Origin of the sequence: Streptomyces sp. NBC_00669 (assembly GCF_036226785.1) — a bacterium.
Lineage (GTDB): Bacteria > Actinomycetota > Actinomycetes > Streptomycetales > Streptomycetaceae > Actinacidiphila.
Genome location: NZ_CP109018.1, coordinates 5,485,509 through 5,501,884 on the forward strand (window position 1 = coordinate 5,485,509; position 16,376 = coordinate 5,501,884).

Here is a 16,376-nt window from a genome sequence, read left to right on the forward strand (position 1 = left end):
TCTGCATACAAGATGAACAGTCGTATTTGATGTTTTCTGCCCCCATGGATCACCAGCAGACGAATCCCCCCACCGCGTCGCGCCGCCGGGGGCCGTTCCGTGCCGCCGCGGCGTCCACGGCAGTCGTCGGCGCGGCAGTCATGGCCGCGGCCGGCCTGCTGCTGCCCGGCTCGCCGGCCGGTGCCGCCACCTCGGACGACGGCGGGACGACCGCCGCGCTCGGGACCGCCGCCGCTCCGTCGGACACGTCCTGGCCGAACGGCAGCGAGTGGCCGCCGAACACTGCCGCGCCGTCGTCGTCGCCCAGCGGCGACAACGCGTCGTGGCCGAACGGCAGCCAGTGGCCGAACAGTGCGGCGCCCTCCGGCGCGGCACCCTCCAGCTCCGCCCCTTCCAGTTCCGCCCCCTCCAGTGCGGCTCCCTCCAGCGCTGTCCCCTCCAGCGCGCCGCCTGCCGAACAGCACACCACGGCGCCGGACGGGTACGGCTCCACGGCGCCCGACGACGGATACGGCTCCACGCCGCCCGACGACGGGTACGGCTCCACGGCGCCGGACGACGGGTACGGCTCCACGGCGCCGGACGACGGGTACGGCTCCTCGGCCCCGGGCTACGGGGACACGTGGCCGAGCGGGAGCCCGTCGCCCAGCGACAGCACCAGCTGCCCGCCCACGACACCTCCGACCAAGCCTCCGACCACACCGCCCACCAAGCCCCCGACCGCCCCGCCGTCCCACCACCCGTCCCATCACCCCTCGCACCACCCGAGCCATCACCCCTCGCACCACCCGAGCCACCACCCGTCGCACCACCCCAGCCACCCGCCGACGACGCCGCCCACCAAGCCGCCGACGACCCCTCCGACGAAGCCGCCCACGACGCCCCCCACGACGCCTCCGACCACCCCTCCCACGACTCCGCCGTCCCACCACCCGAGTCACCACCCGTCCCATCACCCGAGTCACCACCCGTCGCACCACCCCAGCCACCCGCCGACCACCCCGCCCACGACGCCGACCACGCCCACCTCGACCCCGCCGACCCTTCCGCACACCGGTGCGTCGGCCCAGGTCGAGTGGGCCGCCGCGGCGGCCGTCGGGGTGCTGGGCGCCGGCGGTGCGCTGGTGGTGTTCAGCCGCAGGCGCGGGCGCCACAACTGACGCCACGCGTATGACCGTTCGTACGATCCGTACGATCGCCGCCGGTCCGGCCGCCGCACGCCTTCCCACGGCGTACGGCGGCCGGTCGGGGGTAAGCGCCGCAGGGACAGTGCCTATTCGAGGGGGCCGCGTTCCATGGCGCTACGAGTCCCGCTCTTCCGTGCCGGCCCGTCCTCCGGGTCGAGCGGGGCGGCCACACCGGGGGCGGCGCGGAAGGCCGCGCCCAAGTCCGTTCCGAAGTCGAAGCCCGAGCCGAAGCCCAGGTCGAAGCCGGAGCCGAAGCCGGGGCCGAAGCAGGGGCCGAAGCCCAAGTCCGCGCGCAAGCCGGGCTCTTCGCCGAAGCAGGCGGCCGGGCGGCCCCGCAAGGCCACGGCCGGCCAGGCGCCGAAGTCCCGCCGTACGTTGCCCGGTTGGTGGCCGCGCTCTGGCGGCGACGTACCGGCGAAGTCGGCGAAGTCGGCCAAGGTGGCAGGGCCCGCCAAGTCCGCCAAGCCCGCCAACTCCGCCGCGTCCGCCAAGTCCGCCGCGCGCCGCGACGCCCCGCCCGCCCCGCTGCTCCAGCGCCGTTCCGCGGTCGCGCTGGCGGCCCGGGCGCTGGTGCTCGCGGTGCTCGTGGTCGCGATGGTGGCCTTCGCGGTGGCGCTGGCCCGGGTGACCCTTGTGCCGTCGCCCGCCTCGGACGCCCTCGTGCACACCAACCTGCGCCCCGGCGCGTCGATCCGGGCCTACCTCGACCAGCCGGACACCCGCGACACCGTCAAGCAGATCGGCGGCAACATCCTGCTCGGCGTGCCCTTCGGCATCCTGCTGCCCACCCTCTTCCCGCGCACCCGCGGGCTGATCCGGGTCGTCGTCGTCACCGCCCTCGTGATGCTCATGGTCGAGACCACCCAGGGAGCGATCGTGGAGGGCCGCGCGTTCGACATCGACGACGTCATCCTCAACACCGCCGGCTCCCTGCTCGGTTACCTCGCCCTCGGCCTCCGCCTCGGCCGCGCCCTCCACCCCCGCCGCCCCCACTGGTACCACCGCTACGGCATCGGCAAGGCTCCGGAGCCCGCCCCCGCCGATCCCGAGCGCTGACCGGGCACCCGCCGGCGGGCGGTGCGCGTTCGCGGTGCGCCGTACCGGAGCGGGGCGTTCCCCTATGGCGAGAACGTGTGCACCCCCTGCGCCCCTGTGGCACCATCACTTCGAGCTGGGCCGGCCCAGGGGCCGCGCGGTGTGCCAGGAGGCGGAGAGTTCCAGATGCGGGTGGAGATCCGGGCGACGAACGACGACGAGGTTCCTGCCCTGCACGACTTCTTCCGCTGGCTGAGGGACGACCAGGACGGGCCCGAGTCGGTCCGCCTGGAGAACGCCGCCACCGGCCGCACCGGGGCGATGGGAGCCCTGGAGGTCATCCAGGTCGTCCTCGCCGAGTCGACGACCATCGCGAGCCTGGCGATGCAGTACGTCTCCTGGCGCCGCTCGCGAGCCGGCGGCGGGCGCGGCGCGGGATTCACCTTCACCCGCGCCTCGGACGGCCTGTCCGTCACCGTGGAGAACGGCACCGACGACGAGGTGCGCCGGGTCCTGGCGGTGCTCGCGGCGCTGCCGGAGCCACCTCCCGAGCCCGACCAGCCCGCCCCCGACCAGCCCGCGCCCGACCCTGACGACCAGGTCCCTGAGTAGCCCGCATGGCCACCCAGGGGGACAGGGAACTCGCCGATCCGCACCGCTCGTACGCGGTCCTCGTCGGAGCCGCGTCGTACGACCACGCCTCCCTCGACGAACTGCCCGCGGTCGCGAACAACCTCGGCAGGCTGGCCGAGTTGTTCACCGACGCCACGATCTGGGGCCTGCCGCAAGGGAACTGCGTACGGCTGCCGCAGCCGGAATCCCGGGAGGAGGTCCTCGACGCGATCCACGACGCGGCGCGCAGGGCCGAGGACACGCTGCTGGTCTACTTCGCCGGGCACGGTCTGGCCCATCCGGACGTCAACGGCCTCCTGCTCGCCCTGCCCGGCACCGATCCCGAACGGGCCTACACCGCACTCGACTTCGACGCCGTACGCGGCGAGGTGCTCCGTACCCGGCGCGACGTCAACCGGGTCGTGATCCTGGACTGCTGCTACGGCGGGCGGGCGTTCGAGGGGGGCATGGGCGGCGCCGGCCGGGCGGTGCAGATGGCCGAGCAGACGCGCATCGCGGGCTCCTACCTCCTCACCGCGAGTTCCGCGACCCGGCAGTCGCAGTCGCCGCCCGGCGAGACGTACACGGCGTTCACCGGAGAGCTGATCCGTCTGCTGGAGAGCGGGCTGCCCGACGCCGGCGAACTGATCGAGGCCACCCACGTCTACGAGCACCTGTACGGCGAACTGCGAGCCAAGGGACGCCCGTTGCCGCAGCAGCGGCTCAGCAACACCGGCCGCACCCTCGTCTTCGCCAGGAACCGGAACCTGGCGGAGAGCGCACCGGTGGACGACGAGGAGCAGGGCGCGAGCCCGTCCGGCACCCCCCACGTGGTGACCGGGCCGGCCCGGACGCCACGCGAACTCGTCCAGGAGGCCGCGAGGTCGAGGACCGCGGACGGCGGTGCTGCCGCCGACGCGCTGCTGCGGGAATGGGCGGCGCGCCGTCCGGTCCAGGAAGTGGCCGCCCTCGCGGCGCTTTTGAGCGCGGCGGACGACCGGGCTGCCTCCGGTGTGGTGACCGCGGCCCTGTCCGATCGCGGCCCGCAGGCCGTCGCCGACTACCTCGACGCCCTGTACGCCGTCGATGACGAGCCGGCGGACGCCGCACGCGTCCTGCACCATGCCGCCGGCCAATCCGTCGATGTCGTCGCGGCCACCTACAAGTCCCTGCGCTCCAACGGCCGTTCGGCCGAGGCGGACCGCCTGCTGTCCCTGCGGACCGAGCGTCTGAGCAGTACCGACGACGTCCTCGAACTGGCAGGAGCGCTCTGGTCCGCCGGTCTCGAGCCGGAGGCCGACCGGGTCCTCACGGCCGCCACCACGGACTCCCCGGAGGAATCAGGACGCCTGGCCGACGCCCTCCTGGCCATCGGCCAGCAGGACCGGGCCTTCGCGCTCTACCTGCGGACCCAGGAGACGGTGACACGGCGTCCCGTGCCCGCGTTCGTGCAGCTCCTGCGGAAGATGCACGAGGCGGAACACGAGGACGACGCCGCCACGATCCTCGAAGGGTGGATCGCCGGCGCCGTTCCCCCGTCAGCGTCGTCGGTGCGTCCCGATCTGCGGACCATCGCCGAACTCTGCGCGGAACTGCGTTCGGCGGGCCTCGGCCCCGACGCCTCGACCGTGCTGCGGCGGTGCGCTGCCGCGATGTCTCCGGCGGACCTGACGGCACTCGCCAAGACGCTGTACCGGCAGGGCCGAGGTGAGGACTCCGTCCTGCTGTTGTCGATGGCGACCCGCACCGGCCCGGTCGAGGCCGCGGTGGACTTCGTCGACAGCCTGCGCGAGATGGGCCGCCCCGTGGACGCGAACGCCCTGCTCGACGAGGTCGGCCAGTCGTCCGCGCAGGACGTCGCGCGGCTGCTGGAGGGGTTGGAGGAGCGGGGCCGGACCCGTGACCGTGACCGGCTGCTGTCCGCGATCGCTGCTCAACCGGCACCTGCGCGGCTCGCGTTGCTCAGAGAGCCGTTCCTGGCGGACGGGCGCTACGACGAGGTGTTCACCTCGTTCGGCACCGCGTCGGGCGAGGCGTTCGCCGAGGTGCTGGAACAACTGCGCGACATCGGAAGCCATCTGGACCTCCTCGCGCTGTTCGACTACGGCGCCCGCAGGGCTCCGGCGGACCTCGCCGCACGGCTCGCCTGGCTGGAACACGGAGGATTCCCCGAAGCCCTCGCGCTGCGGGCCTGCTTGTCCGACCGCGGGATCTCGGCCGGCGGACGTGTCCCGACCCTGTACAAGAGCAACCTGGAGGCCGTGGCCGACCGCTTCGGGTCTCCCACCGGGCTGGCGCTGGCGCTGGCGGCCTTGCGGGCCCTCGGCCGTGAGGAAGCGGTCCGGTACGCGGCCCGGCGGGCGGCGGGGGCGTGGTTCGACTCCGCGCGGCGGCTGGAGTTGACGCTGTCCCTGCGCCGCAGGGGACTGCACGGCACCGCCCGGGTCGTGATCAAGGGGGGATCGTGGGACGCGATCGGCCACCTGCGCGCCACGGTCACCGGGCTGCACGGCGCGGGGTTCCCCGACGACGCCGCGTACGCGCTGCGCTGCTACGCCGTCCGGCTCGGCGGCCGGGCGAAGAAACTCGCGGTCTCGCTCGGCCTGGAACCGCCGCCCGGTCCGGCGTACTTCCCGCTCCTGCGGCGCTCCGTGCTCGACGACGGTGACGGCACGGCGAGCTGACCGTTTCGGAACTGCCGGGTTTCGGGTGAGGCCGGGTCAGGACGGGTGTCGGAACAGGCCGGGTCAGGACGGGTCTTCGGCGAGGGTGGAGACGCCGGTGATGCGGTGGAGGGCGAAGGTGCGGTTCTCGTCGGCGGTGTGGTCGTAGGCCGTGACGTAGCCGCCTTCGACGCGGAGCGGGGCGATCACGCGCTGGGTGGCGGCGCCCTCGGCGTTGACGTAGCCGATCCAGAGGGACTCGCCGGTGAGGGCGGCGGCCTGCACGGTGGCGAGGGTGTCGGCGGCGGGGGTGCGGGGCAGGCCGCCGTCGCGGGCGGCGGGGGCGCTGCGGGTGACGGTGGCGGCGCGGTCGCCGGCCCGGATCGCCTTGACCGCGAGGCCGAGCAGCGCGTCGTCGGGCGCGGGCGGCCCGTCGGTGACGGGCAGCGGCGGGGTGCGCGGCGGGGTGCGGCGGGCGTCGGGGCGGGTGATCAGGACGTCGCCGTCGGGCGATTCCGCGGCCGGGGCGAGGCCCATCGCGCGCAGCCGCTCCAGGAGGGTGGCCGGGTCGGCCTGCGCGGCCAGCACGGTCGGGGCGAGCCGGCGCAGCCCGAGGCCGCCTGCCCGGCGGTCGGCGAGGAGTTCGGTGAGCACGGCGTCGTCGTCGCAGCGCAGGTACGCGGCGGCCACGCCGACCCGCAGCGCGCCGTGCCGGCGCGCCACGTCGTCGATGAGATAGCTCAGCGGCTGCGGCACGGGCGTACGCGAGTGGGTGGTCAGGAAGGACTGCAACTCGGCGGCGCTGCGGCCCGCGTCCAGGGCGCGCCGCACCGACTCGGGGGTGAAGCGGTAGACCGTGGCGCCGCCCTTGGACTCGATGTCGGCCAGCATGCCCAGCATCTCCGCGAGCGGCGCGACCAGCGGACCCGGGGCGACGGCCGTCAGGTCGGCCTGGAGCAGCACGTGGTCGAGTGGTTCCGGCAGCAGCGGGGCGAGCGCGGCGGCGGCCGCGTCCGGGTCGCCGGCCAGCAGCGGCCGGGCGTGCGCGGCGAGCGCGCCGCGCCCGGTGACGCCCAGTGTCTCGGCGTCCATGAGGGTCCAGTCGAGCAGGTCGGTGCGCAGCGCGTCGGCGCCCGGCCGCAGCGGGCGGTCCCAGCGCAGCCGGGCCAGCAGCGCGTCCCGGTCCGCGGCGGTGCCGGGCGGCGGCTCGGCGAGCAAGTCGAGGGCGGCGCGCCGTACTTGGGGGGCGAGCGGGCGGTCCAGGTCGGGGCCGAGCGCGGCCAGTGCCCGCCCCTTCGGGTCCCGGCTGCCGACCAGCCCTGCGGTGCGGGTCGCGGTCAGCCAGGCGGAGGCCAGTACCGACCACTGCTGCTGGGACGGGAGTTGGGCCCATCCGTCGGCCGCGGGAGTCGGGGCGTACGCCTCCTCGACCTCGCCGTCCGCGGCCACCAGCCCCGCGGCGTAGGAGAGTTCGACCCAGAAGGCGGCCTGCGGCTCGGGCAGGTCGAGGGTCGCCGCGGTCCGCTTGAGGTCGCGCACGCTGATCCCGCCGGCCCGCAGCACGGCCGGCCCGCCGGTCTCCCACGCGGCGAGCAGTTCGGCGACGGTGCGTACGGCGGTCAGCGCCTGGCCGGCCGCGGTGAGGTCGACGGTGCGCGGGGTGCGCGGCACCGGGGCGATCGGCGGCGGCGCCGGCTGCGGGGAGCGGTGCGCGCGGCCACCGCGCAGCGCGAGCGCCGCCTCGCGGGGCAGCGCGACGTTGTGCGGGCCGGCCGGCAGCAGCAGGCCGCGGGCGAGCAGCCACTGCACGGCGGTCGAGGCGTCCTTCGCCCGTACGGGTGCGGTCGCGTCCCGCACCTCGCCGTACGGCGGTCCCCACACCAGGCGGTCGAGCACGGTGCGCACGCCCTCGGGCGCGGAGTCGAGCAGCGGGCCCAACCCGCCCGGATCGGCGAAGAGTTCGGCCAGCGCGCGGGTGGCGCTCACCGGGTCGTGGGTGGCCGGCAGGCCCGCGTCGGCCACGATCTCCTGGAGCCGGGCGGGCGACATGCCCGAGGTGGCCTCGCCGACGGACGGGCCGAGCCCGGTCGCGGACGCCACCGCGGGCGACGGCGCCAGCACGTCGCGGGCCGCGCGCACCAGCCGCAGCCGGTCCTCGCCGCCCCACACCACGCCCCGGGTGCGCAGCCGCTCCACCGCGCCGGGCAGGGCGGCGGTGACCGCCGCGGCGAGGTCGGCGGGCAGCGGCTCGCCGAGCGGGGCGGCGCCGCCCCCGGCCGGGTCCGCGCCGGCCATCAGCACGCGCAACGCGTCGTACGGGCACGGGTCGGCGGCCACCGCGAGCGCCTCCGCGACCTGGCGGGTGAACGCGTCGACCTGGTCCAGCGCGCGCAGCACCGACGCGCGGGTGGCGGCGCGGGTGGCGAGCTGGGTGAGGTCGTTCGGGACCGGGGTGAGCAGGTCTGGCCGGGCGCGCAGGAGGCGGGCCAGCGCGTCGTCGTCACGTGCGCGCAGGTCCTCCGCGAGGGTGCGCGGCTCTGCCGTATCCATCCGTCCCACATTAGCCGCATGGAGGTAAGCGGACGGGTACGGTCGTCGTGGCGGGCGGCGGTGCGGCGGACGGCGGAAGGAGCCCGGCGGTGGGCGTGGAGAGCGACCGGCTGGTGTTCGACTACCTCAGCCGGGTCGGTGACCTGGCGCAGACCGCGCTTCCGGCGGCCGACCGGATGCGGCTGGTGGCGCAGTTGCGGACCGACATCGACCGGGCCAGGGGCGAGGGGGACAACGCGGCGGCGGTGCAGCGCATCCTCGGGCGGTTCGGCAGCCCGGACGAGGTGGTCGAGGCGGCGGCGGGCACCCGCGGGTCGGGCCGGTCCGCTGCCGGCGCCGCGTCGGGGGCTGCCTCCGGGTCCGGTGCGGGCGAGCCGCCCGCCGGGGAGCCCGCGCCGGGGACGTACGGGCCGTACGCGAAGCCGCGCGGGGCGGCGGTGCCGAAGTCGCGGGAGAGGTCGCCGGAGGAGCCGTCCGACGGGTCGCGTGACGATTCGCGCGAGGAGCGGCGGGCCTCCCGCCGGGAGAAGCCGCGGTCGCGCGGCGAGCGGGAGCCGGAGTGGTGGGGCGGCGGGCTGGGGGAGGGGCGGCTGCGGGCCGGGGACGAGCTGGCCGGGCTGCCGGGGATGACCGGGGGGATCTTCATCCCGTTCGACGACGAGGACCTGGCGGGGAAGGAGGCGGGGGAGGAGCTGCGGCCGCTCCCGGGTGCCCTCGCGGGGGGAGGGGGCGGTGGCCCCGGGGAAGGCGAGGGGGCGGCGGGCGGCGGGCCGGCCGAGGCGGGGCCGACGGGGCGGAAGGGGCTGCGCGGGCTGCTGCGGCCGGGCGCGGGCGCGGGCGGGGGCGCCCGTGCCCGCGTGAAGCGGTGGGGCAGCCCGCTGCTGCTGTGCGCCGCCGCGCTCCTGGTCGCCGGTGTGGTGATCGGCTCATGGATTCCGCTCGGGCTCGGCTGGCTGGCCGGATACCTCTCGCGCACCCTCACCCGTACCCAGGCCAAGATCGCGGTGTTCGGGGTGCCCGGGGCCACGGCCGTGGGCTACGCGGTCTGGCTCTGGGGCCGTGACAAGGGCCGCTGGGGTTCGCCCGTGGCCCAGGGGCAGATGGGCCACGTGATCCGGGACGACCTCCCCGTCGCGGTCCGCGTCGCCGCCGTCGGCTCCGCCCTGTACTTCCTCTGGCGGGCGCGCAGGTCCGCGTAGCGCTCGGCCCGGGCGGACCCTCCGGGTCGCCCGGTGCTGTCGGTGCCGGGACCGCCTTCCGGTGCCTCCGGTCCCCCCGGAGGACGGAACGGGGCGGGAACGGGGGCACCGGGGTGGGTCCCGTCGCCGTCAGGGACAATGGGCGGGTGACCAAGGACCTCGCCGCCCCGTTGACCGTCGGGTTCGACCTCGACATGACCCTGATCGACTCCCGCCCGGGGATCAAGGCGGTGTACGACCGGCTGGCCGCGGAGACGGGCACCTTCATCGACTCGGCGCTGGCCGTCACCCGCCTCGGCCCGCCGCTGGAGGACGAGCTGGCGAACTGGTTCGCGCCCGAGCTCATCGCGGAGATGGGCGACCGCTACCGCGCGCTCTACGTCGACCACGCGATCCTCCCGACCCCGGCGATGCCCGGAGCGGTGGCCGCGGTGGAGGCGGTACGGGCAGCGGGCGGCCGGCCGCTGGTCGTCACGGCGAAGCACGCCCCGAACGCCCGGCTGCACCTGGACCACGTCGGCATCGAGGCCGAACTGCGCGGCTGGCTGTGGGCGGAGGCGAAGGCCGAGGCGCTGGTCGAGTACGGCGCGTCGGTCTACGTCGGCGACCACGTCGGGGACGTGCGCGGGGCGCGTGCCGCCGGCGCGCTGTCGGTGGCCGTGGCGACAGGGCCGTGCGGGGAGAAGGAACTGCTGGCGGCGGGCGCCGACGTGGTGCTGGCCGACCTGACGGAGTTCCCCGCCTGGTTCGCGGACTACCGCTCCGCGGCGGCCTGATCCGCGGCGGCCTGCCCGGCCGCCTGCTGCCCGATCCCGGACTTCCCGACCACGGACTGCCCGAGCACGGCCGTTCCCCCCGCACCGCCCGCCGTCGCGTGCCGCTGGGCCAGCGCGGACTTCAGCAGCCCGACCAGGGCCAGCGCGAGGCCCAGCCCCATCAGCATCGACACGAAGTACGCCGGGGTGGGCAGCCGCTTGGTGTGCAGCAGCAGCGGCGCGACCGTCACCACGGTGCCAACGGTCCCGACCAGGAACGTGATGGCGCCGGTGCGGACCAGCAGGTCACCGGGGCCCAGGGTTTGTTTGCTCACCCGACAAGGGTAGGTCCGTGGGGTGGACGGAGTGGAACGGAGTCAGGGCCGCCGGGCGTCCTGTCGTACGGTGGCGGGCCGTCGGCGCGCTGCCGGCGACTGTTCGGACGGGTCCGCGGACGGGTCTGCCGACGGGTCCTCGGACGGGTCCGGAGCGGTCCGCTGACGACCTGCCGGGAGCGGTTTCCAGCTGCTCTCGGGTAATTCTCCAGCAGCCCCCGGCGGGTTCGGGTAATTTCGAGTAACTTCCATCAGCTCCGAGAACTTCGGGCGACACCGAGCAATGAGGACGAGGTCGGACGTGCCTACCGGCAAGGTCAAATGGTTCAACAGCGAGAAGGGCTTCGGCTTCCTCTCCCGCGATGACGGCGGCGACGTCTTCGTGCACTCGTCGGTGCTGCCCGAAGGGGTGGCGGCCCTCAAGCCCGGCCAGCGCGTGGAGTTCGGCGTGGTCGCGGGCCAACGCGGTGACCAGGCGCTTTCGGTGACGCTGCTCGATCCGGCACCGTCCGTCGCGGCCGCCCAGCGGCGCAAGCCGGATGAGCTGCTGCCGATCGTGCAGGACCTCACCTCGCTGCTGGAGGACGTCGCGCGCTCGCTCCAGCGCGGCCGCTATCCGGACAAGGCGCACGGCCACAAGATCGCCTCGGTGCTGCGCGTCGTCGCCGACCAGCTCGACGTCTGACCCTTCGGCGGCGAGCGCCCCCTTTTAACCGGGCTTTACCGGAACCGTGGATTCCGGTAAAGCCCGGTGCGGTAATTCAGGTCACATCCGTCACAAATCCGCCGGTTATCCGAAAGCCAGCGCGCCGGCCGGCAGCGGCGGCACCAGACCCTCGGCCGCGGCCCGGGTGAGCAACCCGCGCACCGCCGCGTAGCCGTCCTCGCCGAGGTCGGCGGTGAACTCGTTGACGTACAGCGCGATGTGCTGGTCGGCGACCGCGGGGTCCATCTCCTGGGAGTGCGCGAGGACGTACTCCCGGGACAGCTCGGGCTCGTCCCAGGCGCGCCGCACCGACGCCCGCGCCGCATCGGCCAGCGCGCGCAGCCGCTCGCCGCCCAGCGACCGCTTGGCGATGATCGCGCCCAGCGGGATCGGCAGCCCGGTGGTGGCCTCCCAGTGCTCGCCCATGTCCGCGAGCTTGTGCAGGCCGTAGTTCTGGTACGTGAAGCGCGCCTCGTGGATCACCAGGCCCGCGTCCACCCGGCCGTCCCGCACCGCGGGCATGATCTCGTGGAACGGCAGCACCACGATCTTCCCGACGCCGCCGCTCACCTCGGCCGCCGCCCACAGCCGGAAGAGCAGGTACGCCGTCGACCGCTCGCTCGGCACCGCGACCGTCTTCCCCGCCAGGTCGGTGCCGGCCTCCTTCGTCAGCACCAGCGGCCCGCACCCCCGGCCGAGCGCCCCGCCGCAGGGCAGCAGCGCGTACTCCTCCAGCACCCACGGCAGCACCGCGTACGACACCTTCAGGATGTCGAACTCGCCGCGCTCCGCCATGCCGTTGGTGATGTCGATGTCGGCGAACGACACGTCCAGCGGCGGGGCCTGTTCGACCAGGCCGTGCGCCCAGGCGTGGAAGACGAAGGTGTCGTTCGGGCACGGGGAGTACGCGATGCGCAACGCCGACTCCCGTTCGGCCGACCCGTCCTGCCCGGCCCGCTGATCCGGCCGCTGCTGCTCTGTCTTCTGCTCGTCACCCATGATGTGCCTCAACTCCCAGTACGGCCGGCAGCTTCCCGAACGCGGCCGTCAGGGCCGCCAGCGCCTCCCCGATCCGCCAGGCGGCCCGGTCGCGGGGACCGACGGCGTTGGACACCGTACGGATCTCCAGCACCGGCAGGCCCGCCGCCGCGGCCGCCTCGGCCACTCCGAAACCCTCCATCGCCTCCGCCACCGCGCCCGGGTGACGGCCCGCCAGTTCGGCCGCCCGCTCGGCGCTGCCGGTCACCGTGGACACCGTCAGCACCGGCCCGTACGCCGCCGCGAGGCCGTCGGCCACCGCCCGGCTCAGCTCCGGTGGCGGGAGGTGGCGGGAGGTGCCGAAGCCCAACTCGGCGACCGGCACGAAGCCGTCGGGCGTCTGCGCGCCGAGGTCCGCCGCCGTGATCGCGCTCGCCACGGCCACCGAGCCGACCGGTGCGGTGGGCGCGAAGCCGCCGGCGATGCCCGCGCTGAGCACCAGGTCGTACGGCTGCCCGGCCGCCTCCGCGCGGGCCAGTGCGGTCGCGGTGGCGGAGGCAGCGGCGCCGGGGCCGACGCCGCCGGCCAGGACGGTGGCGATGAGTGCGGGCGCGGGCCCGGGGTCGGGGGCCGTGGCGGGATCGGGGGCGTCCGTGGTCACGGCGCCCGGGGGGAGGACCGCGGCCAGGCCCGCGGCTGCCGCGTCGCGCTCGGCGGCCACCGCGGTCACCACCAGCAGGCGGTTCGCGGGGGCTGTCGTACCGCTCATCCGTTCAACCGCCCATCCGTACGGCGACGGACCGGGGCGCGGCCGACCGTCGCTCAGCCGTCGTTCACTTGCCGCTCAGCGGTGGCTGAGCAGCGGGCCTCAGCCGTCGCTCAGTTGCCGCTCAGCCGGCGTTCAGTGGTCGCTCAGTGGTCGCGCCGCAGCTCGAAGGAGATCACCCGGGTGACCTTGGCGCCGCTGGTGTCCGCGGACTCCACGATGTTCAGCGTCACGCTGTCCACCGGGGTGGTCTGGCCGGTCTGCGGGTCCTGCACGTGGAACAGCTCCGCGCTGTCCACCGTGAAGTAGGTCTTGTTCTTGAGCACCTCGTCGTTGGCGAGCGAGGTGTTCTGCACGATCAGCCAGCCCTTGTCGCCGATCGAGGGGTCCACGCCGATCCGTACCTGGTCGCCGACCGGGACGGTGATGTGGTGGGTCGGCTTCGCCTGGAGGCACTTGGCGAAGATCGCCTGCGGCAGCAGCGCGCCCTTGGCGTAGCAGGCCTTGCTCGCCGACGCCATCACTGACTTGCTGCCCACGGTCACCGTCGCCTCGGCGGTCGGCTTCGTGCAGGCGGTGAGGGAGATCAACCCGAGGGAGATGGCACCGAGGGCGGTGGCGGCGCGGCGAATGCTCATGGCAGGAGGCTACCGGGCGGTCGCCTCCACTCCGCGCGCGGGTAGGCCGTGTCCCCCGAGATCGGGCCGGTGGCGCGGGCCGGGCGGCCGCCGGGAGTTGTGCGGACGGGGCGCCCTCAGGCGACGGGGGCCTTGGTCGGCGAGCCGTGCTCTCAGGCGACGCGGGCCTTCGTCGACGAGCCGCGCCCTCAGCGACGGGGGCCTTCGTGGACGAGCTGTGCCGTCAGGCGACGCGGGCCTTCGTCGACGAGCCGCGCCGGGCGGCGCCCAGCAGCCCGCGCACCGCGACCAGGAACGCCGCCAGCACCAGGCAGGCCGCCGTCGCCATGCCCAGCGAGCCGTTCAGCGGCAGCACGATGCCGATGCCGCCGCCGACCACCCAGGACAGCTGGAGCACCGTCTCTGAGCGGGCGAAGGCCGACGTACGGACCGCCTCCGGCACGTCGCGCTGGATCAGCGCGTCCAGCGACAGCTTCGACAGCGCCTGCGCGATGCCCGCGACCGCGGTCACCGCGGCCACCGTGATCAGGCCGAACCAGCCCGCCGCCACGGACGCCACCGACAGCGCGCACACCAGTGCCGTCGCGATGATCACCTCGGGGCCGCGGGCCTTGAGCCAGGCGCCCAGCGCGGTGCCCAGCGCGTTGCCCGCGCCGGCCGCGACAACGGCCACCCCCAGCGACAGCTCCGGCGACAGCCCGCCGATCGGATGCTCGCGCAGCATGAACGCCAGGAACATCGTCAGGAAGCCGGACAGCGCGCGCAGCCCGCAGTTGCCCTGCAACGCGTGCAGCACCGACGAACCGACACCCAGCAGACCCGGCTTGCGGCCCGGGACGCCGGACGGCTCCGCCGGCGCCTCCTCGTCGGCGGTCAGCCTGGCCCTGCGCTCGCCGCGGGCGGAGTCCACCTTGTTCGGCAGCGCCATGCACAGCACCGCGCCGCACATGAAGATCGCGAAGGCCCCGTACAGCGGCCACTGCGGACCGATCTTGTGCAACCCCGCGCCGACCGGGGCCGCCACCGTGGTGGCCAGCAGACCCGAGAGGGTGACCCGGGAATTCGCCTTGACCAGGGTGGTGCGATCCGGCAGCAGCCGCGGCACCACCGCGCTGCGCACCACGCCGTACGCCTTGGAGCCGACCAGGCTGCCCAGCGCCGCCGGATACAGCCCGAGGCCGGCGTGCGAGACCATCCCGGCCATCATCCAGGCGAGCACCGCGCGGGCCACCATGGACATCGCCATCGCGGCCCGGCGGCCGTGCTGAAGGCGGTCCAGCAGCGGGCCGACCACCGGCGCGAGCAGGGCGAACGGCGCCATCGTGATCAGCAGGTAGAGCCCCACGCGGTTGCGGGCCTCGCCGCTGGGGACCGAGAAGAACACGGTGCTGGCGAGCGCGACGGTGATCATCATGTCGCCGGCCGAGTTGACCGCGTGCAACTCGATCAGTTTCGCCAGGCCCGACTCGCCCGCACCGCCCGCGTGTGTCGTGCGCCGGATACGACGGCGCAGCGCTCCCGCCGACCGCCCCACGCCGCTCGCGAGGGCGCGCCCGGCCCTGCGTGCGGGCCCTGGGCCCGCGGTCACGGTTCGTGCCACGACGCAATCCTGCCCCAATTGGAAGACGGCGCACCCCCTCCTTTGCGCGCATGGTGCGCACCGGTAGCGTGCGATCGCGCAGAATGGGTGACAACAGGTGCGCCCGATGACGCTCGGGCAGGGCCGGGGAAGCGGTGAACTCAGGCGTTGAAGCGGTCCGTCGGTCCGCTCCGCCGAGGTTCATCGCGCCTCGGGTCCGCCCGCCCGCGAGCGCACACGTGAGACGGCGTAGAGAGAGAAACGATTTCTGTGAGTCCTGCGATGCGAAGCCGTACCCCTGATCGCCTGTGCGCCGAGGCGGTCGATGTCGCGCTGGCCGTGACGAGGGAGGCGGTGGGCGCGGCATCGGTCGGCGAGCACCTCGGCGTCGTCGCCGAGGGCGACCGCGTGGTCACCCATCTGTTCGCCTGCACCGAGCCCGCCTACCGGGGCTGGCGGTGGGCGACCACCCTCACCCGGGCGTCCCGGGCGAAGGCGGTGACGATCGACGAAACGGTGCTGCTGCCCGGTCCGGACTCCGTACTGGCACCCGAGTGGGTGCCCTGGAGCGAACGGCTGCGGCCGGGCGACATGGGCCCGGGCGACCTGCTGCCCACCGAGGCGGACGACCTGCGGCTCGAACCGGGATGGACCGGGGACGGCGCCGCGGCGGTGTCGGCGGCGGCGGATGTCGCGGGGGCCGTGGAGATCGAGGAGGCCGTCGAGGCGGCGGAGGCCGGGGATGCCGGTGGGGCCGCCGAGGGCGAAGCGTCCGGTGGGGCCGGAGCGGCCGGAGTGACCGCGCCGGGGTCCGGAGCGTCGACGGCCGGTGACGTGGTCACCGGGGTCCCGAGCATCGCCGAGATCCGCTCGGTCGCGCGCCAGCTCGGCCTCGGCCGGCCCCGGGTGCTGTCCCGGTACGGCCTGCACACCGCCGCCGACCGCTGGGAGGAGCAGTTCGGCCCGAAGACGGCGATGGCCCAGGCCGCGCCCGCGAACTGCGTGAGCTGCGGCTTCCTCGTGCCGATCGGCGGCTCCCTCGGGCAGGCGTTCGGCATCTGCGCGAACGAGTACTCCCCGGCCGACGGCAACCTCGTCTCCCTCGCGTACGGCTGCGGCGGCCACTCCGAGGCCGCCGTGATGCCCAAGACGCCCGAGCCCGCGCCCATGGTCCTCGACGACCTCGACGACGACGAGACCCCCTGAGGGGCACTGCCTGAGGGGCCCTGCCCGCCGCGGAGCGGGCCGAGCCGGCGACGGCGGACGGGGCGGCGTAGGGACGCGTGGGGGAGACCCTCAGGCGCGGTCCCGAGCGCGGTCCCGAGCGCGGTCCTGAGTGCTGCCCGCGCACTGCCCCAGGCGCGGCCCCGGGG

15 protein-coding genes and 1 pseudogene are annotated in these 16,376 nt (G+C 75.0%); 8 read left to right on the plus strand and 8 right to left on the minus strand.

Translation table 11 applies throughout. The annotated features are described in order from the left end of the window. Nucleotides 1-49 precede the first annotated feature (49 nt). Nucleotides 50-574, minus strand: a complete 525-nt coding sequence (locus OG896_RS23005; protein WP_329368225.1) for a hypothetical protein — start codon at nucleotides 572-574, stop codon at nucleotides 50-52. A 460-nt stretch (nucleotides 575-1,034) separates the two neighbouring features. Between OG896_RS23005 and OG896_RS40465 the strand changes: the two are divergent. Next, a pseudogene (locus tag OG896_RS40465) lies at nucleotides 1,035-1,160 on the plus strand (LPXTG cell wall anchor domain-containing protein); the annotation flags it as partial. A gap of 113 nt (nucleotides 1,161-1,273) precedes the next feature. Here OG896_RS40465 and OG896_RS23010 read toward each other — a convergent pair. Beyond that, nucleotides 1,274-1,624 carry a hypothetical protein gene (locus OG896_RS23010; protein WP_329368227.1) on the minus strand — a complete coding sequence of 117 codons (351 nt, stop codon included), beginning with the start codon at nucleotides 1,622-1,624 and terminating at the stop codon, nucleotides 1,274-1,276. Between the two features lies 1 nt (nucleotide 1,625). Here OG896_RS23010 and OG896_RS23015 point away from each other — a divergent pair, with 1 nt between their 5' ends. The 3 genes from OG896_RS23015 (at nucleotide 1,626) to OG896_RS23025 (ending at nucleotide 5,518) form a co-directional block, all read left to right on the plus strand. Then, nucleotides 1,626-2,243, plus strand: a complete 618-nt coding sequence (locus OG896_RS23015; RefSeq protein WP_329368229.1) for a VanZ family protein — start codon at nucleotides 1,626-1,628, stop codon at nucleotides 2,241-2,243. A 165-nt stretch (nucleotides 2,244-2,408) separates the two neighbouring features. Further along, on the plus strand, nucleotides 2,409-2,834 hold the full coding sequence (locus OG896_RS23020; protein ID WP_329368231.1) for an effector-associated constant component EACC1: 426 nt from the start codon (nucleotides 2,409-2,411) through the stop codon (nucleotides 2,832-2,834). Nucleotides 2,835-2,839: 5 nt separating this feature from the next. Next, on the plus strand, nucleotides 2,840-5,518 hold the full coding sequence (locus OG896_RS23025) for a caspase, EACC1-associated type (protein ID WP_329368234.1): 2,679 nt from the start codon (nucleotides 2,840-2,842) through the stop codon (nucleotides 5,516-5,518). Between the two features lie 63 nt (nucleotides 5,519-5,581). Here the strand turns inward: OG896_RS23025 and OG896_RS23030 are convergent, their stop codons facing one another. Continuing rightward, nucleotides 5,582-8,047: a helicase C-terminal domain-containing protein gene (locus tag OG896_RS23030; protein WP_329368236.1), complete on the minus strand. Its 2,466-nt coding sequence runs from the start codon at nucleotides 8,045-8,047 to the stop codon at nucleotides 5,582-5,584. A gap of 89 nt (nucleotides 8,048-8,136) precedes the next feature. On the opposite strand from OG896_RS23030, the gene OG896_RS23035 reads away from it, so the two are divergent. Next, nucleotides 8,137-9,246 carry an HAAS signaling domain-containing protein gene (locus tag OG896_RS23035; protein ID WP_329368238.1) on the plus strand — a complete coding sequence of 370 codons (1,110 nt, stop codon included), beginning with the start codon at nucleotides 8,137-8,139 and terminating at the stop codon, nucleotides 9,244-9,246. Nucleotides 9,247-9,392: 146 nt separating this feature from the next. Next, on the plus strand, nucleotides 9,393-10,022 hold the full coding sequence (locus OG896_RS23040) for an HAD family hydrolase (protein WP_329368240.1): 630 nt from the start codon (nucleotides 9,393-9,395) through the stop codon (nucleotides 10,020-10,022). On the opposite strand, the gene OG896_RS23045 is transcribed toward OG896_RS23040, so the two are convergent. Further along, a complete protein-coding gene (locus OG896_RS23045) occupies nucleotides 10,001-10,336 on the minus strand; it encodes a hypothetical protein (RefSeq protein WP_329368242.1) in 336 nt (111 codons plus the stop codon). The genes OG896_RS23040 and OG896_RS23045 overlap by 22 nt on opposite strands. A gap of 301 nt (nucleotides 10,337-10,637) precedes the next feature. Here OG896_RS23045 and OG896_RS23050 point away from each other — a divergent pair, with 301 nt between their 5' ends. After that, nucleotides 10,638-11,021 carry a cold-shock protein gene (locus OG896_RS23050; RefSeq protein WP_103885605.1) on the plus strand — a complete coding sequence of 128 codons (384 nt, stop codon included), beginning with the start codon at nucleotides 10,638-10,640 and terminating at the stop codon, nucleotides 11,019-11,021. Between the two features lie 105 nt (nucleotides 11,022-11,126). Here OG896_RS23050 and OG896_RS23055 read toward each other — a convergent pair whose 3' ends face one another. The 4 genes from OG896_RS23055 to OG896_RS23070 all read right to left on the minus strand — a co-directional run bounded on the left by OG896_RS23055 (nucleotide 11,127) and on the right by OG896_RS23070 (nucleotide 15,024). Further along, nucleotides 11,127-12,041, minus strand: coding sequence for a 1,4-dihydroxy-6-naphthoate synthase (locus tag OG896_RS23055; RefSeq protein WP_329368244.1), 915 nt, complete (start codon nucleotides 12,039-12,041; stop codon nucleotides 11,127-11,129). After that, nucleotides 12,034-12,789, minus strand: a complete 756-nt coding sequence (locus tag OG896_RS23060; RefSeq protein WP_329368246.1) for a futalosine hydrolase — start codon at nucleotides 12,787-12,789, stop codon at nucleotides 12,034-12,036. The genes OG896_RS23055 and OG896_RS23060 overlap by 8 nt, the downstream gene beginning before the upstream one ends. Nucleotides 12,790-12,932: 143 nt before the next feature. After that, entirely contained in the window at nucleotides 12,933-13,424 is a 492-nt protein-coding gene (locus tag OG896_RS23065; RefSeq protein WP_329368248.1) for a hypothetical protein, read from the minus strand. A gap of 223 nt (nucleotides 13,425-13,647) precedes the next feature. Further along, nucleotides 13,648-15,024, minus strand: coding sequence for an MFS transporter (locus OG896_RS23070; RefSeq protein ID WP_443057142.1), 1,377 nt, complete (start codon nucleotides 15,022-15,024; stop codon nucleotides 13,648-13,650). A 261-nt stretch (nucleotides 15,025-15,285) separates the two neighbouring features. Here OG896_RS23070 and OG896_RS23075 point away from each other — a divergent pair, with 261 nt between their 5' ends. Next, nucleotides 15,286-16,209 (plus strand): DUF3027 domain-containing protein, encoded by a 924-nt coding sequence (locus OG896_RS23075; protein ID WP_329368251.1) that lies wholly within the window; start codon nucleotides 15,286-15,288, stop codon nucleotides 16,207-16,209. Nucleotides 16,210-16,376 lie beyond the last annotated feature (167 nt).

Coding starts and splice junctions, on each gene's coding strand:
- OG896_RS23020 (WP_329368231.1), top strand. CDS start 2,409: ATGCGGGTGGAGATCCGGGCGACGAACGACGACGAGGTTCCTGCCCTG.
- OG896_RS23025 (WP_329368234.1), top strand. CDS start 2,840: ATGGCCACCCAGGGGGACAGGGAACTCGCCGATCCGCACCGCTCGTAC.
- OG896_RS23030 (WP_329368236.1), bottom strand. CDS start 8,047: ATGGATACGGCAGAGCCGCGCACCCTCGCGGAGGACCTGCGCGCACGT.
- OG896_RS23055 (WP_329368244.1), bottom strand. CDS start 12,041: ATGGGTGACGAGCAGAAGACAGAGCAGCAGCGGCCGGATCAGCGGGCC.
- OG896_RS23060 (WP_329368246.1), bottom strand. CDS start 12,789: ATGAGCGGTACGACAGCCCCCGCGAACCGCCTGCTGGTGGTGACCGCG.
- OG896_RS23065 (WP_329368248.1), bottom strand. CDS start 13,424: ATGAGCATTCGCCGCGCCGCCACCGCCCTCGGTGCCATCTCCCTCGGG.
- OG896_RS23075 (WP_329368251.1), top strand. CDS start 15,286: ATGCGAAGCCGTACCCCTGATCGCCTGTGCGCCGAGGCGGTCGATGTC.